At 73.7% G+C, this 17,616-nt stretch carries 3 protein-coding genes; all 3 read right to left on the bottom strand.

Annotated elements, in window-relative coordinates; all coding sequences use genetic code 11:
• Positions 1 to 1,421: beta-ketoacyl synthase N-terminal-like domain-containing protein (locus GWI24_RS22775; RefSeq protein ID WP_210947773.1), on the bottom strand; the 1,421-nt coding region annotated here is incomplete at its 3' end.
• Positions 1,422 to 1,437: 16 nt separating this feature from the next.
• Positions 1,438 to 13,569 (bottom strand): type I polyketide synthase, encoded by a 12,132-nt coding sequence (locus GWI24_RS22770; RefSeq protein ID WP_210947772.1) that lies wholly within the window; start codon positions 13,567 to 13,569, stop codon positions 1,438 to 1,440.
• A 41-nt stretch (positions 13,570 to 13,610) separates the two neighbouring features.
• On the bottom strand, positions 13,611 to 17,616 hold a 4,006-nt coding region (locus tag GWI24_RS22765), incomplete at its 5' end, for an SDR family NAD(P)-dependent oxidoreductase (RefSeq protein ID WP_210947771.1).

The raw sequence follows: 17,616 nt of genomic DNA, 5'->3' as shown, positions 1-17,616 counted from the left end.
ACCCCACCCACCTCAGAGGACACCGCCGGCGCATCCTCCTCAGGAGCCTGCTCCACGATCACATGCGCATTGGTGCCGCTGATCCCGAACGCGGACACCCCGGCCCGGCGTGGCCGCTCGTTCCTCGGCCACTCAACCGGGTCCGTGAGCAGCCGCACCGTCCCGCCGGACCAGTCCGCGTGCGGGGTCGGCTCGTCGACGTGCAGTGTGGCGGGCAGCAGTTGATGGCGGAGGGCCATCACCATCTTGATGACACCGGCCACACCCGCCGCACCCTGCGTATGGCCGATGTTGGACTTCAGCGAGCCGAGCCACAGCGGCCGGTCCTCCGGCCGGTCCTGGCCGTACGCGGCGAGCAGCGCCTCGGCCTCGATGGGGTCACCCAGCGTGGTGCCCGTGCCATGGGCCTCCACCGCGTCCACCTCGGCGGAGGACAACTGCGCGTTGATCAGCGCCTGGCGGATCACCCGCTGCTGCGAAGGACCGTTCGGCGCGGTCAGCCCATTCGACGCGCCGTCCTGGTTGATGGCCGAGCCCCGGAGCACCGCCAGCACCTGGTGGCCGTTGCGCTGGGCGTCGGACAGCCGCTCCAGCAGCAGGAGTCCCACGCCCTCCGAGAAGCCCGTGCCGTCCGCGGCGGCCGCGAAGGGCTTGCAGCGGCCGTCGGGGGCGAGACCTCGCTGGCGGGAGAACTCGACGAAGGTGTTCGGGGTGGTCATCACGGTCACGCCACCGGCCAGGGCCAGGGTGCATTCGCCCTGCCGCAGCGCCTGGCAGGCGAGATGCATCGCCACCAACGACGACGAACACGCCGTGTCCACCGTTACCGCGGGCCCCTCCAGGCCGAGGGTGAAGGCCACCCGGCCGGAGACGACGCTCAGGGTGTTTCCGGTGAGCAGATATCCTTCCGCGCTCTTTTCGATCTGTGGGGTGCCGAAGCCGAGAATTCCGGCGCCCGCGTAGACCCCGGTGGGGGTGCCTTTCAGCGAGGTGGGGTCGATTCCGGCGCGTTCGAGCAATTCCCAGGAGACTTCCAGCAGTTGGCGCTGCTGGGGTTCGGCCGCCAGGGCCTCGCGCGGGCTGATGCCGAAGAAGGTGGCGTCGAAGCCGTCGGCCCGGTCCAGGAATCCGCCGTGGCGGACGTAGCTGGTGCCGGAGTGGTCGGGGTCCGGGTGGAACAGCCCGTTCAGGTCCCAGCCGCGGTCGGTGGGGAACTCCCCGATCGCGTCCCCGCGCGAGGCGACCAGCTGCCACAGGTCCTCGGGCGAGGTGATGCCGCCGGGAAACCGGCAGGCCATGCTGACGATGGCCACCGGCTCCTGGGAACGCTCCTCCATCTCGCGAAGTCGCCGACGTGTCTGCCCCAGATCGGCCGTGACCTTCTTGAGGTACTGGCGGAGCTTCTCTTCGGTACCCGACATCAGTTCCGCGCCTCCATCAGGGCAGTTCACGGTCAATGAGCTCGAACATCTCGTCGTCCGAGGCGGCTTCGAGGGCGTCGAAGCCGGTCGCGCCGACCTGGTCGCCGGGACCGCCGCCGTTCCACTTCGCCAGCAGGGCGCCCAGCCGTTTGGCGATTCGCTGCCTGCCCTCGTCGTCCGTGTCGAGGGCGGCCAGGGTGGTGTCCAGCCTGGCCAGCTCGCCCAGGACCGGGTCGACGGCGTCCCGCCCCGGCGTGGCCCCGTCGCCGGGGGCCAGCCGTTCCAGCAGGTAGTCGGCGAGTACGGCCGCTTCCGGGTAGTCGAAGACCATCCCGGCGGGCAGGCGCAGACCGGTGGCGGCGGCGAGTCGGTTGCGCAGTTCGACGGCGGTCAGGGAGTCGAAGCCCAGCTCCTTGAAGCTGGCCTCGGCCTGCACGGCGTCCACATCGGCGTGTCCGAGCACCGTGGCGGCGTGGCCACGGACCAGGTTGAGCACGAGTCGGTGTCGTTCGGCCGTGGACAGGCCCGCGAGGCGGGCGCCCCAGTCGACCTGCCGCTCCTCCCCGGCCGCCGCCGCGGTGCGCCGACCGGCTCCGCCACCGCCGCCCGTGGCGGCCAGGGCGCGCAGCGTGGCGGGCAGGCTGTCGGCGGGCAGTCCGGCGAGAGTGCGGGGGTCCACCTGGGCGGCGACCAGATGGGCACCGCCGTGCTGGACGGCGGCGTCGAGCAGGGCCAGACCGTGCCGGGTGCTCAGGGCGGCCACGCCGGTACGGGACATCCGGGCCAGATCAGCCTCGGCCAGATGTCCGGTCATGCCGCTGGCGTCGGCCCACAGGCCCCAGGCGATCGAGACACCCGGCAGCCCGACGGCCCGGCGGTGGGCGGCGAGCGCATCACAAAAGGCGTTGGCGGCGGCGTAGTTGGCCTGTCCCGGGCTGCCGAGTGTGCCCGCGGCGGAGGAGAAGAGGACGAACATGCCGAGCCGCAGATGCGCCGTGGCCGTGTGCAGATGGGCCGCGGCCGTGGCCTTGGCCGTCCAGACCCGCGCCAGCCGTTCGGGGGTCTGTGAGGTGACCACCGCGTCGTCCAGCACACCGGTGGCGTGGATGACACCGGTCAGCGGATGCTCGGGGCCGATCCCCGCCACCAGCTCCACCACCGCCGAGGCGTCGGTGACATCCACCGCCGCGACGCGCACCCGAGCGCCCAGCTCCTCCAGCCGGGCGGCCAGGTCGCGGGCGCCCGGAGCGTCCGGCCCTCGCCTGCTCACCAGCAACAGATGGCCGATCCCCCAGGCGCGGACGAGGTGTTCGGCGATGTAGGCGCCCAGGGTGCCGGTGCCACCGGTGATGAGGACCGTGCCGTCCGGGTCGACCGCCGCGGGTACGTCGAGCACCAGCTTGCCGGTGTGCTTGGCCTGGCTCAGCTGCCGCAGCGCGTCCCGCGCCCGGCTGAGCGGCCAGGGCCGTACGGGTGCGGGCCGCAGCACTCCGGCGGCGAACAGCTCGCTCAACTCGTGCAGCATCTCCCCGATGCGGTCCGGCCCGGCGTCCGGGACCAGGTCGAAGGCGCGATAGCGGACGCCCGGATACGCAGCCGCGAGGTGTTCCGGGTCGCGGATGTCGGTCTTGCCCATCTCGGAGAGCCGTCCGCCGTCGGCCAGCAGCCGCAGGGAGGCGTCGACGAACGGCCCGGCGAGGCTGTTGAGCACCACATCGACGCCACGTCCACCGGTGGCCTCGCGGAACACCTCCTCGAAGTCCAGATCGCGCGACGAGGCACGATGCGCCACATCGATGCCCATCTCCTCCAGCACCCCGTGCTTACCGGGGCTCGCCGTCGCGTAGACCTCGGCGCCCAGGTGGCGGGCGATCTGCACCGCCGCCGTGCCGACGCCGCCGGTGGCGGCGTGGATCAGCACCGTTTCGCCGTTCCGCAGCCCGGCCAGGTCCACCAGCCCGTACCAGGCGGTGAGGAACACCACCGGTACGGCGGCCGCCTGCCGGAAGCTCCAGCCGTCGGGGATCGGCACGACCATGCGCGCGTCCGCCACCGCCCACGGGCCGAACGCGCCCTCGAACAGGCCCATGACCCGGTCGCCCACCGCGAGCCCGGTCACCTCCGGGCCGATGTCCACGACCACCCCGGCGCCCTCGCTGCCACGGAACACCCCGCCTCCGGGGTACATGCCGACGACGATGAGCGCATCGCGGAAGTTCATGCCCGCGGCGTGCACGGCGATCCGGACCTCTCCCGGACCCAGTGGCTCCAGCACCTCGGGGCACGGCACGGGCGTCACATTGTCCACGGTGGACGCGCCCTCCACGGCGAGCCGCCACGCGGGCTGTGCCACCGGGCCCACCAGACCGCCGCTGCCGGGGCCGCCCGCGCGCATCAGACGGGGTGCCCACACCCGGCCGGAGCCCACCGCCACCTGCGGTTCGTCCAGGGCGACGGCCCTCAGCACACCGTCCAGCACCGCCGCGCCGATCTCGTCGGGGTCGGGCGCGCCATGCGGGTCGCGGTCGAGCAGGATGAACCGCTCCGGGTTCTCCGCCTGTGCGCTGCGCAGCAGCCCCCACACGGCGGCGCCGGCCGTGTCCACGGCCCCGGAGCCGGGGTCCTCCGCCACCTGGCCGTCAGCCGCGACCGCGCCGTGTGTCACCACCACCAGGCGGCTCTCGGCCAGCCGGGGTTCGGACAGCCAGCCCCGCAGCAGGTCCAGGGTCCGCCGTACGGCCGCCAGGGCATCGGCCTCCGCGGCTCCGATGTCCAGGGCCGTGGTCGAGGCCGGTACGGCGGTCAGCGCCACCGAGGGCACGGGTGTCCCGGCGTCGATCGCCGCCACCAGCGACTCCAGGCCGGGATGGCGGGCCACGCCCGAGGGGGCCCAGTCCAAGCCCTCGGAGCCCAGCGCCACCCAGCCGCCGTCCCCGGCCACCGGCTGGGGCAGCCCTGTCTCCGCACCGGGCGCCGGCTCGGAGAGCGGGATCCAGTCCAGGGTGAACAGCCCGTCCACGGCGCCTGGTCCGGCGGTCCGCAGCTGATCCGTACGGGCAGGGCGCAGTACGAGCGAGTCGACTGTCAGGACCGGGTCGCCCACGGCGTCGGCCACGGCGATCCGCAGCGCCCGTTCGCCGTCCGCGCCCTGCTCACGCGGGGACAGCCGGACGCGTACGGTGGTCGCTCCGGCGGCCCACAGCGACACCCCGTTCCAGGCGAACGGCAGCCACACCTGACCGTCGTCGTGCCGTTCCTCGGGACGGTCGGGCCGGTCGCGCCGGTCGAGGAGGGACGCCGGGTGCAGCGCGGCGTCCAGCAGTGCCGGGTGGATGCCGAATCCGGCCTGGTCGCCCGCGGCTTCGGGCAGCGCCACCTCGGCCAGCACATCCGCGCCGTCGCGCCACAGCTTGCGGACGCCCTGGAACGCGGGCCCGTATCCGTACCCGGCCGCCTCGGCACGCTCGTAGAAGCCGTCGATGTCCACCGGCTCCGCGCTCGGCGGGGGCCAGGCCTCGGAGGGCTGGGGTGCCGGTTCGCCATGCGGGCCGAGCACGCCGACCGCATGGCACACCCAGACCGGGTCCGCGGTGGTTTCGGCATCGCGGTCGGGCCGCGAGTAGACCCGTACGTCGCGGCGTCCGTCGCCGGCGGCCTCGCCCACCACCACCTGGACGCGCAACCCGCCGGTGCCGGGGAGGACGAGCGGGACCTGCAGGGCGAGTTCCTCCACCGTGCCGCAGCCCGCCTCATCGGCGGCCCGCAGCGCCCATTCGACCTGCGCCGCGCCCGGGACCAGCCGGACGCCCGCCACCACATGTTCGCCGAGCCAGCCCTCGCCGCCACCGGCCGTCAGCCGTCCGGTGAGCAGATGGGTGCTGCCGTCGGCGAGCTCCACGGCCGCGCCGAGCAACGGGTGGTCCGCGGAGACCAGACCGAGGTCGGTGGGGTCGCCACCCCGGCCCGCGGTGCCCTCGAGCCAGTAGCGCTCGCGCTGGAAGGCGTAGGTGGGCAGCGGCACGGTGCGGGGCGCGGGGTCGGTGGGGAACAGGGCGGTCCAGTCGACGTCGGCCCCCGCGGTGAACGCCTGGGCCAGCGATCGCACCAGCTGGGCGAGGTCGCCGTGGTCCCGGCGCAGGGTGGGGACGGTGGCGGCGGGGACGCCCGCCTCCTCGAAGCTCTCCTGCATGCCCACCGTGAGGACGGGGTGGGTGCTGGCCTCGATGAAGACCCGGTGGCCATCGGCCAGCAGCGCCTGGATCGCCTCGGCGAACCGCACCCGCTCCCGCAGGTTCCGCACCCAGTAGCCCGTGTCCAGGACGGAGCCGTCGGCCCGGCCACCGGTCACGGTGGAGTAGAACACCACCCCGGACGCGGGCGCCGCGACCGGCTCAACTCCCCTGAGCAGATTGGTGAGTTCGTCGGCGATCTCATCGACCTGGGGGCTGTGCGAGGCGTAGTCCACCTCGATCATCCGGGCGCGTTCCCCGGTGTTACGGCAGGCCGCCACGGCCGCGGCCACCTGCTCCGGCGGGCCGGACACCACCGTGGAGGCGGGGCCGTTCACGGCGGCCACGACGACTGCGGTGGCACGGTCGCCGAGCCCGGACAGCAGATCCGTGGCCTGCTCCTGGCCCACACCGAGGGAGGCCATGGCCCCGCCACCGGCCAGTTGGCGCAGCGCCCGGCTGCGCAGGGCCACGATCCGGGCGCCGTCCTCCAAGGTCAGCGCCCCGGCCACGCAGGCGGCGGCGATCTCGCCCTGGCTGTGGCCCACGACGGCGGCGGGCCGCACCCCGTGGCCCGCCCATACGGCGGCCAGGGACACCATCACCGCCCAGAGCACCGGCTGCACCACATCCACCCGGCTCAGATCGCCCGCGCCGTCCACACCGCGCAGCACATCGGTGAGCGACCAGTCGACGTGGGGCGCGAGCGCTCGTTCGCACTGCGCCACGCGGGCGGCGAACACCGGTGAGGCGTCCAGCAGTCCGGCGCCCATCCCGATCCACTGCGAGCCCTGCCCGGGGAAGACCAGCACCGGGCCCGCGCCGCCCGTGGTGGCGGCCGTGCCGGTGTGCACGACGCCCGGGTGTGTCTCGTCGGCCGCCAGCGCCTCGATGGCCGACGTCAGTTCGGCGCGGCTCTCGCCGACCACCACGGCGCGGTGGTCGAACAGGGTGCGGGAGCGGATGAGGGACCAACCCACCTCGACGGGCGAGGCCATGGAACCGGTGGTCAGCCGCGCGGCCAGCGCCCGCGCCTGGTCCCGCAGCGCGCCCGCGCCCCGCGCGGAGAGCACCCAGGGCACCACCCGGGGGCCATCGAACTCGGGCTCGGACTCCGTACGTTGGCCGGGGGCCTGTTCCAGGATCACATGGGCGTTGGTGCCGCTGATGCCGAAGGATGACACAGCGGCCCGGCGCGGACGCTCGTCCGTCGGCCACTCGACCGCCTCGGTCAGCAGCCGCACTCCGTCGTCGTCCCATTCCACATGCGGGCTGGGCTCGTCGATGTGCAGCGAGGCGGGCAGCAGGCCATGACGCATCGCCATCACCATCTTGATCACACCCGCCACGCCCGCGGCGGCCTGGGTATGACCGATGTTGGACTTGATGGAGCCGAGCCAGAGCGGACGGCCCTCCGGCCGCTCCTGCCCGTACGTGGCCAACAGCGCCTGCGCCTCGATGGGGTCGCCGAGTGTGGTGCCCGTTCCGTGGGCCTCGACCACGTCGACGTCCGCCGGGGAGAGCCGTGCGGTGGCCAGGGCCTGGCGGATCACTCGCTGCTGCGACGGCCCGTTCGGCGCGGTCAGGCCGTTGGACGCGCCGTCCTGGTTGACCGCCGAACCACGGATCACCGCCAGCACCTCACGGCCGTTGCGGCGCGCGTCCGACAGCCGCTCCAGGACGAGCAGCCCGATGCCCTCGCCCCAGCCGGTGCCGTCGGCCGCCGCGGCGAACGGCTTGCAGCGGCCGTCCGGGGCCAGTCCGCGCTGCCGCGAGAACTCCACGAAGGTGTTCGGTGTGGCCATCACCGTGACGCCACCGGCCAGGGCCAGGGTGCACTCCCCCTGCCGCAGGGCCTGTGCCGCCAGATGCATGGCCACCAGCGACGACGAACACGCCGTGTCCACCGTCACCGCTGGTCCCTCCAGACCGAAGGTGAACGCCACCCGGCCGGAGGCGATGCTCGGTGTACTGCCGGTCATCAGCCGGCCCTCGACACCCTCCGGGGTGCGGCCCAGGAAGCGGCTGCCATAGTCGTCGTACATGACCCCGGTGATCACCGCGCTGCGGCTGCCCCGCAGGCTCACCGGGTCGATGCCCGCGCTCTCGAACGCCTGCCACGCCGTCTCCAGCAGCAGCCGCTGCTGGGGGTCGGTGGCCAGCGCCTCGCGGGGTGAGATCCCGAAGAACTCGGCGTCGAACCGCGGCGCCTCGTAGAGGAATCCGCCCTCCCGGGCGTAGCTGGTGCCGGTGTGGTCCGGGTCGGGGTCGAAGAGGCCCCCGAGGTCCCAGCCGCGGTCCCCGGGGAACTCCCCGATCGCGTCCACGCCCTCGGCCACCAGCCGCCACAGCTCCTCGGGGGAGCCGACGCCGCCCGGATAGTGGCAGGCCATGCCGACGATGGCGATCGGGTCGTCATCGGTGGCCACGACGGCTGCCGTCGTCGGGAGCGGTGTCCCCGCCGGTGCGCCGACCAGCCGCTCCCGCAGGAAGCGCACCAGGGCGTCGGGGGTCGGATAGTCGAAGATGACGGTGGCCGAGATCCGGGTGCCGGTGGCCGCGTTGAGCCGGTTGCGCAGGTCAAGCGCCGTGAGCGAGTCGAAGCCGAGGTCCTGGAAGGCCCTGCCGAGGTCGATGGCCTCCGGTGCGGGATGGGCGAGCACGGTGGCCACCTGGTCGCGCACCAGCTCTCCGATGAGCCGGTCCTGCTCCTCGCTGGACAGCCCGGCGAGCCGCCCGGACAAGGAACCCGACCCGGTGTTCCGGGCGGCCCGCGTGGGGACGTGCACCAGCCGCCGCAGCACGGGCGGAAGTGGCCCGGCGGCGGCCCGGGTGCGCAGCGCCGCGAGGTCGAAGCGCGCGGGGACGAGCGTGGGGTGGTCGGTGGTGAGCGCCACGTCGAGCAGCGCCAGCGCCTGCTCATTGGAGACGGCGGCGATACCGGAGCGGGCCATCCGGGCGAGGTCCGCGTCGTCCAAGTGGCCGGTCATGCCACCGGCGGACGCCAGCAGCCCCCAGGCCAGCGTGTGGGCCGTCCGCCCCTCGGCGCGGCGGTGTTCGGCGAGAGCGTTGAGGAACATGTTGGCCGCGGCGTAGTTGGCCTGGCCGCCGTTGCCCATGATGGAGGCGGCGGAGGAGAACATCACGAACGCGGCCGGATCCATGTCCCGGGTCAGCCGGTGCAGATGCCATGCGGCATCCAGCTTCGGGGCGAGGACGGTGTCGAGTTGTTCGGGCGTCATGGCGGTGACCACACCGTCGTCGAGCACCCCCGCGGCGTGGATGACGGCTGTCAGCGGATGGGCTTCGGGCACGGTGGCGAGCAGGTCGGCCAGCGCTTCGGGGTCGGCGGCGTCACACGCGGTGACGCGTACGTCCGCCGCGCCCAGCGCGGTCAGTTCGTCCGCGAACGCGTCGATGTCCTCCGTGATGCCACCGCGCCGGCTGACCAGCAGCAGATGGCGGGCGCCGTGTGCGGTGACCAGATGGCGGGCCACCAGCCGGCCCAGCGCTCCGGTGCCACCGGTGATCAGTGCGGTGCCGTCCGGGTCGAGGGCGCGGGGCGGGGTGTCCTGGTCAGGGCGGACGGTGACCAGACGGGGCACCTGGGCCGTTCCCGCCCGCACCGCCACCTCGGATTCGGCACCGGCGACGGCGGCCGGAAGGACGGTGCGCAGGGCATCGCGCGACGCGGGGTCGTCGTCCAGGTCGAGCAGCAGGATGCGCTCGGGGTGTTCGGCCTGGGCGGCGCGGACCAGGCCCCATACGGGCGCGGTGGCCAGGTCGGCGGGCCCGTCCCCGGGGCCGGTGGCGACCGCGCCACGGGTGGCGATGACCAGCCGGGCCCCGCTGAACCGCTCGTCCGTCAGCCAGGTGCGCAGCGCGGCGAGGACGTGATGGACCGCCGCGCGTACGCGGGCGGGTGTTTCGTCGGGGCGCGTGGAGAGTGCGCCGGGGCATTCGAGGATGACGATGTCGGGGGCGGGCTGTCCGCCGTCGAGAGTGGCCCGCAGAGCGGCCAGGTCCGGATGGGCCGGGAGGGCCGGGTCCAGGTCCTGGGATCCGACGAGCGCCCAACTCGCCGAGGGCGGGGCGGCGTCGGTGCCGGTGTCGGTGGAGATCGGATACGGCTGCCAGTCCAGGCGGTACAGCGGGGCGTCGGCCGTGGCGGCGCGGGCCGAGCGCCAGCGGTCGGTGGAGACCTCCCGCAGCCCGAGGGCGTCGATGGTGGCCACGGGCGCGCCGTGGTCGTCGGTCAGCCTCAGGGTGATGGTGTCCGGGGCGGTGGGGGTGATGCGCACGCGCAGCCGGGTGGCGCCGGTGGCGAAGAGCCGCACCCCGCCGAAGGAGAACGGGAGCCGGACGGTCCCCTCGGCGCCGTCCGGCGCGTGGTCGCCGCTGAAGCGACCGCAGCCGCCGGAGCCGCCGAAGAGCTCCTCCACCGGGTGCAGGGCGCTGTCGAGCAGGGCGGGGTGCAGCCCGTAGCCGTCGGCCTCGCCGCGCTGTTCTGGGGCCAGACGCACCTCGGCGAACATCTCCTCGCCGAGCCGCCATGCGGTGTGCAGACCCCGGAAAGCGGACCCGTAGGCGTACCCCTGCGCGGCCAGGCGCTCGTACAGGTCCGCCACATCGACCGGGACGGCCCCGGCCGGTGGCCAGGCCGTGGCCGACGACTCGTCGTCGGATGGTGGCGTGGCCGCGTCGGACAGTAGGCCGGTGGCGTGGTGGCGCCAGGCGGCCGGGGCGTCCAGGATGTCGCCGCCCTCGTCGGCGGGGCGCGACGCGACGGTGACGGTCCGTCGTCCGGTCTCGTCGGGCGCGGCCACGGCGAGCTGGACCCGTACCGCGCCGGAGGCGGGCAGGATCAGCGGGGTCTCCAGGGTGAGGTCGTCGATCAGCTCGCAGCCGGTGTGTGCGGCAGCGAGGAGGGCCAGCTCCAGCAGGGCCGTACCGGGCAGGGGGACGCTGTCCGCGATGGTGTGGTCGGCGAGCCAGGCGTGGGTGTGCGCGGACAGCCGTCCGGTGAGCAACAGCCCGCCGTCGGGCGTTTCCACGGCGGCCTGGAGCAGGGGATGCCCGGTGGCGCCGAGTCCGACGGCGCGTACGTCGGCGGTGGCGTTCGGGACGGGCCGCCAGTACCGCTGCCGCTGGAACCGGTAGGTGGGCAGGTCGACACGGCCCGCGTCCTCGGGGAGGGCGGCGGCGAAGTCGACCGTGCCGCCGTCGATGTGCGTCAGGGCGAGCGCGGTCAGCAGCGTACGGGGCTCGTCGCGGCCCGGGCGCAGGGCGGTGGCGAACACGGGCGCGGGGTCTGGGGTGTCGGAGGTGTCGGCGGCCAGGGCGTCCTGGGCCATGGTGGTGAGGACGGCGTCCGGGCCGAGTTCGAGGTAGCGCGTCACGCCTTCGCCGTGCAGGGTGCGCAGACCGTCGTGGAACCGTACGGGTTCGCTGACGTGGCGTACCCAGTACTCGGGGTCGCGGAGCTGCTCGGGGTCGGCCTGCCGGCCGGTGACGTTGGAGATCACCGGGATGTGCGGGGCGTGGTAGGTGAGCCGCCGCGCCACTTCGCGGAAGTCGTCGAGCATGGGGGCCAGGAGGGGCGAGTGGAAGGCGTGGCTGACCCGGAGCCGCTTGGTGCGGTGTCCCCGTTCCTTCAGGGTGCGGGCGATCTCGTCGACGGTTTCGGCGGCTCCGGACACGACCACCGAGGTGGGACCGTTGACCGCGGCGAGCGCCACGCGGTCCTCACGGCCCGCGAGCAGGGGGAGGACCTGCTCCTCGGTGGCTTCGACGGCGGCCATCGCACCGCCGGACGGCAGCGCCTGCATCAACCGGCCGCGGGCGGCCACCAGTTCGCAGGCGTCCGGCAGGGACAGCACGCCCGCCACATGCGCCGCCACCAGTTCGCCGACGGAGTGTCCGGTCAGGAACGAGGGGGTGAGGCCGAACGACTCGACGAGCCGGAAGAGCGCGGTCTCCAGGGCGAAGAGGGCCGCCTGGGTCACACCGGTGCCGTGCAGTGCCCGCGCCTGGCCGGTGTCCTCCGCCGCGAAGAGGATCTCGCGGAGCGGCCGGCCGGGCAGCGGATCGAGATGGGCGCAGACCTCGTCCAGGGTGGCGGCGAACACCTCGAAGGTCCGGTACAGCTCACGGCCCATACCGGGCCGCTGGCTGCCCTGCCCGGTGAACATGAAGGCGGTGCCGCCGGAGCGGGTCGCCGCCGTGGCCCGGATCAGCCCGGGGTGGCTCTGGTCGTCGGCGAGGGCCCGCACGGCGGCCAGCAGTTCGTCGCGGTCCTCGCCGATGGCCACGGCCCGGTGTTCGAAGGCCGAGCGGGTCCGGGCCAGCGACCAGCCCACATCGGCCACGGGCAACGCGGGGTGGGCGGTGAGGTGGGCGGCGAGTGCCTCGGCCTGGTCCCGTAACGCCTGGCCGGTACGGGCGGACACCGCCCAGGGCACCACGCGGCGGTCCAGCGTCGCCGCGTCCGCGGCGGTCGGCTCGGGTGTCCCGTCCGATGTGAAGGGCTCGTCGGCGGGGGGCTGTTCGAGCAGCAGATGGGCGTTGGTCCCGGAGATGCCAAAGGAGGACACCGCAGCCCGGCGGGGCCGCTCGCCACGCGGCCACCCGACGGCTTCGGTGAGCAGGCGTACGGCGCCGGTGTCCCATGCCACGTGGGGCGTGGGTTCGTTGACGTTCAAGGTGGCGGGCAGCGTCTCATGCCGCATCGCCATGATCATCTTGATGACACCGGCCACGCCCGCCGCACCCTGGGTGTGTCCGATGTTGGACTTGACCGACCCCAGCCACAGCGGCCGGTCCTCGGTCCGGTCCCGTCCGTAGGTGGCGAGCAGCGCATGGGCCTCGATGGGATCGCCGAGGCGGGTTCCGGTGCCATGGGCCTCCACCACGTCCACCTCGGCCGGGGACAGCCGTGCGTTCGCCAACGCCTGGAGAATGACCCGCTGTTGGGAGGGTCCGTTGGGCGCGGTCAGGCCGTTGGAGGCGCCGTCCTGGTTGATGGCCGAGCCCCGGATCACCGCCAGCACCCGATGGCCGTGGCGCCGGGCGTCGGACAGCCGCTCCAGCAGCACCAGGCCCACGCCCTCGGAGAAGGCGGTGCCGTCCGCGTCGGCGGAGAACGCCTTGCACCGGCCGTCGGGAGCCAGCCCACGCTGCCGGGAGAACTCGGTGAAGACGTTCGGGATGGCCATCACCGTCACCCCGCCCGCCAGGGCCAAAGTGCACTCGCCCTGCCGCAGCGCCTGACAGGCCAGGTGCATCGAGACCAGCGAGGACGAGCACGCCGTGTCCACCGTGACGGCCGGCCCCTCCAGGCCGAGGGTGTACGCCACCCGGCCGGAGAGCACACTGGGCGCGTTGCCCGTCACCAGATAGCCCTCGGCGCTCTTCTCGATGTGCGGGGTGCCGAAGCCGGGCAGCGCCGTCCCGGCGTACACACCCGTCGAGGTGCCCTTCAGCGAGACCGGGTCGATTCCGGCGCGTTCGAGGAGCTCCCAGGACACCTCCAGCAGCAGCCGCTGCTGCGGGTCGATGGCCAGCGCCTCGCGCGGACTGATCCCGAAGAACTCGGGGTCGAAGCGGTCGGCTTCGTAGAGGAAACCGCCCTCGCGGGCATGGCTGGTCCCGGGGTGGTCCGGGTCCGGGTGGAACAGCCCCTCCAGGTCCCAGCCACGGTCGTCGGGGAACCCCCCCATCGCATGCGCGCCGGAGGCCAGGAGCTGCCACAGCGCCTCGGGCGAGTCGGCCCCGCCGGGGTAACGGCAGGCCATGCCGACCACGGCCACCGGCTCCTGGGAGCGGTCCTCCAGCTCGCGCAGCCGCTGACGCGTTTCGTGCAGATCGCCTGCCACTCGCCTCAGATAGTCGACCAGCTTCTCTTCATTAGCGTGCGTCACGGAGGATCACCCGGCCTTCAGCGAAGGGCGCGCCACGTTGTTCATGACAGGCCAAGTTCGTTGTCGATGAAATCCAGAACCTGATCGGCGGTCGCCACCTGCAACCGCTCCACGGCATTGCCGTCGTCCGCCTGCGCCGACGAGCACATCGCCTTCCACTTGGACAACAAGGTCTCCAGCCGGGCGGTGACCGCCCCGGAGTCCACGTCCTCGACTCCGACGGCCGACAGGCTGTTCTCCAGCCTGACCAGCTCATTGAGGACGGGGTGGGGCTGGGCTACGCCGGGGCCCGGGGCACCCGGCTCACCATCCGGGGAGAGCTCCCGGCGCAGATGCTCGGCCAGCACCGCCGCCTCCGGGTGGTCGAAGACGAGGGCCGCGGGCAACCGCAGCCCAGTGGCCGCGGCCAGTCGGTTGCGCAGCTCCACGGCGGTGAGCGAGTCGAAGCCGAGGTCCTTGAACGACGCGTCCGGCTGCACCACACCCGGATCGGCATGGCCGAGCACGGTGGCCGCCTGGGTGCGCACCAGGTTGAGCAGCAGCCGGTGCTGTTCGGTGGACGGCAGCCCCCTGAGCCGGCCCGTCCAGTCGGTGGTCTGCCCACCGGCGGCCGCCGTGGGCCGGGCCCGCCCGCTGCCGACGGTGGCGAGGGCCCGCAGGGGGGTGGGAACGGTGCCCGGGACCTGAGCGGCGAGGGAGCCGGTGTCCAGGTGGAGCGCCAGCAGATGCGGATGGCCGTGGTGGCAGGCCGCGTCCAGCAGCGCCAGCCCCTCCTCGGTGCTGTTGGCCTTGATGCCCAGACGGCCGATCCGGGCCAGATCGGCGTCGGCCAGCCGCGCGGTGAGACCGCTGGTGGCCGCCCAGAGTCCCCATGCCACCGACAGCCCGGGAAGCCCGGCCGCCTGGCGGCGGGTGGCCAGGGCGTCGCAAAACGCGTTGGCTGCGGCGTAGTTGGCCTGGCCGGGGGTGCCGAGATCGGAGGCGAAGGAGGAGAACAGGACGAACATGCCCAGCCGCAGATGCGCGGTGGCGGTGTGCAGATGGGCCGCCGCCGCGGCCTTCGCCGCCCAGGCCCGCGCCAGCCGCTTCGGATCCTGAGAGGGAAGCATCGCGTCGTCCAGCGCCCCCGCCGCGTGCACGACACCGGTCAGCGGGTGTGCCGGATCGACGCCCGCGAGGGCCTCGGCCACCTGGGCGGCCTCACCGATGTCGCACGCGGCGATGCGTACGTCGGCCCCCAGGTCGGCGAGCTGGGCCACCAGCTCCTTCGCCCCGGGGGCATCGGGGCCACTGCGGCTCACCAGCACCAGGTGGCGGATGTTCCATGTACGGACGAGGTGCTCGGCGACGCGTGCGCCGATGGTGCCGGTGCCGCCGGTGATGAGCACGGTGCCGTCCGGGTCCACCGGGGCGGGGACGTCCAGGACCAGCTTGCCGGTGTGCTTGGCCTGGCTGAGATACCGCAATGCCTCACGCGCCCTGCCGAGCGGCCACGCCCGTACCGGAGGCGGCTCCAGCACACCGGATGCGAACAACTCGGCGAGTTCGCGCAGCATTTGGCCAATACGGTCCGGACCGGCGTCGGCGATCAGGTCGTACGCGTGGTAGCGGACACCGGGGTGCTCGGCCGCGATCCGCTCCGGGGCGCGGATGTCGGTCTTGCCCATCTCCAGCAACCGCCCGCCCTCGTGCAGGAGGCGGAGCGAGGCGTCCACGAACTCACCGGCGAGGCTGTTGAGCACCACATCGACGCCCCGGCCACCGGTGGCCTCCCGGAACACCTCCTCGAAGTCCAGATCGCGCGACGAGGCCCGGTGGGCCCGGTCGATGCCCATCTCCCCCAGGACCTCGTGCTTCGCCGGGCTCGCCGTAGCGTAGACCTCCGCGCCGAGATGCCGGGCGATCCGCACGGCGGCCGTCCCCACACCACCGGTCGCGGCATGGATCAGCACGCGCTCGCCCGCCTGGAGCCCGCCCAGCTCCACGAGCCCGTACCAGGCGGTGAGGAACACGACGGGAGCGGCGGCCGCCTGCCGGAAGGTCCAGCCTTCGGGGATGGGTACGACCGTACGGGCGTCCGCCACGGCCAGCGGGCCGAACGCGCCCTCGAACAGGCCCATCACCCGATCGCCCACGGCGAGACCGGTCACGCCGGGGCCGACCTCCCGCACCACACCCGCGCCCTCGCTGCCACCGAACACCGCGTCCCCGGGGTACATCCCCAACACCATCAGCGCGTCGCGGAAGTTGACGCCCGCCGCGTGGACGTCGACGCGCACCTGGCCCTCCCGCAGAGGCTCCAGCACCTCCGGGCACGCCACCGGCCGTACGCTGTCCACCGTCCCGGCGCCGTCGAGCCCGAGCCGCCACGCGGACTGCCCCACGGGGGCCGCCAGGCCCGCGCTCGGCGCGGCGCGCACCAGCCGGGGCATCAGCGCCCGCCCCGCGCGCAGGGCCAGCTGTGACTCGTCCATCTCGATGGCGCGCGCCACGGCGTCGGTCACGAGGTCGGCGGACACCTCGACGTGGGGGTCGAGATCGAGCAACAGGAAACGACCCGGGTTCTCGGCCTGCGCGCTGCGCACCAGACCCCAGACCGCGGCGCCCGCCACATCCACGCCCTCGACCACGGGGTCAACGCCACTCGGGTCGCCGGTCGCGACGGCGCCACGTGTCATCACCACCAACCGGGCCTCGGCCAAGCGCGGCTCGGCCAGCCAGCTCTGCAACAGCTCCAGGACCCGTTCCGCCGAGGCCAGCCCGTCGGCCGCCATCCCGCCGGCTCGGGCATGGACCGCCTCGGCGGGGTCGGATGCCAGGACGACGGCGGGGGCGGGGGCGCCCGTGTCGAGCGCGCTGATCAACGCCCGCGGGTCCGGATGGCATACGGCGGCGGACCCGGCCGGAGCCCGGTCCTCGGGCCCCAGAATCACCCAGTCGGCGTCATCGGCCGGGTGATGCGCGGACTGCCCGTCGCCGTTGGGCGGCGCGGGAACCGGCAGGGGAGCCCAGTCCATGACGAACAGCCCGTCCACGCCCGGCCGTTGGGCCGTACGGAGCTGATCGGCGTCGCCGGACCGCAGCACCACCGCGTCGGCGCTCAGCACCGGGCCGCCGAGGGCGTCCGCCACGGTCACCCGCAGCGTACGTTCCCGCTCCGTGCTCGGCTCGTACGGAGAGATCCGCACCCGTACCGTGCTCGCCCCGGCCGCCCACAGCGACACCCCGTTCCAGGTGAACGGCAGCCACACCCGGCCATCGGCCGACTCGGGGTAGCTCGGTGACCCATCGGGCAGCAGAACGGGATGCAGGGCGGCGTCGAGCAGCGCCGGGTGGATGCCGAACCCCGTCCGCTCCCCCGCGGCCTCGGGCAGCACCACTTCGGCCAGCAGGTCCGCACCGTCCCGCCATACGGCGCGCAGCCCCTGGAAGGCGGGACCGTACGCGTATCCCGACGCGGCGATGTGCTCGTAGAAGTCCACGGGGTCGATCGGCTTCGCACCCACCGGTGGCCATGCCCCGCCCAACTCCTCCACTGGCGTGGAGCCGTCGGGAGGTGGGCCCAGCACGCCCTCCGCATGGCACACCCACCCGGCCGCCGCCATGTCGGCGCCGTCGTCGGGGCGCGAGTACATCCGCACATCGCGTCGGCCATCGGCGCCCGGCCCACCGACGACCACTTGCAGGCGCACCCCGCCGCTGGGCGGCAGCGCGAGCGGTACCTGGAGCGCCAGCTCCTCCACACCACCGCAGCCGACCTCGTCGGCGGCCCGCAGCGCCCACTCGACCAAGGCCGTCCCGGGCACCAGGGCCGCGCCCGCCACCACATGGTCCGCGAGCCAGCCATGGGACTGCGCCGAGAGGCGTCCCGTCAGCAGATGCCCCTGGCCATCGGCGATCTCCACGGCGGCGCTCAGCAACGGATGGCCCGCGGCGACCAGTCCGAGATCGGTGGGGTCGGCACCCCGGCTGCTGAGGCCGTCGAGCCAGTAGCGCTGGTGCTGGAAGGCGTACGTGGGCAGATCGACCGTACGAGGGGCGGGGTCT

The organism is Streptomyces sp. MK37H (genome assembly GCF_018035285.1).
Lineage (GTDB): Bacteria > Actinomycetota > Actinomycetes > Streptomycetales > Streptomycetaceae > Streptomyces > Streptomyces endocoffeicus.
This window is presented reverse-complemented; position numbering and strand designations above follow the sequence as displayed.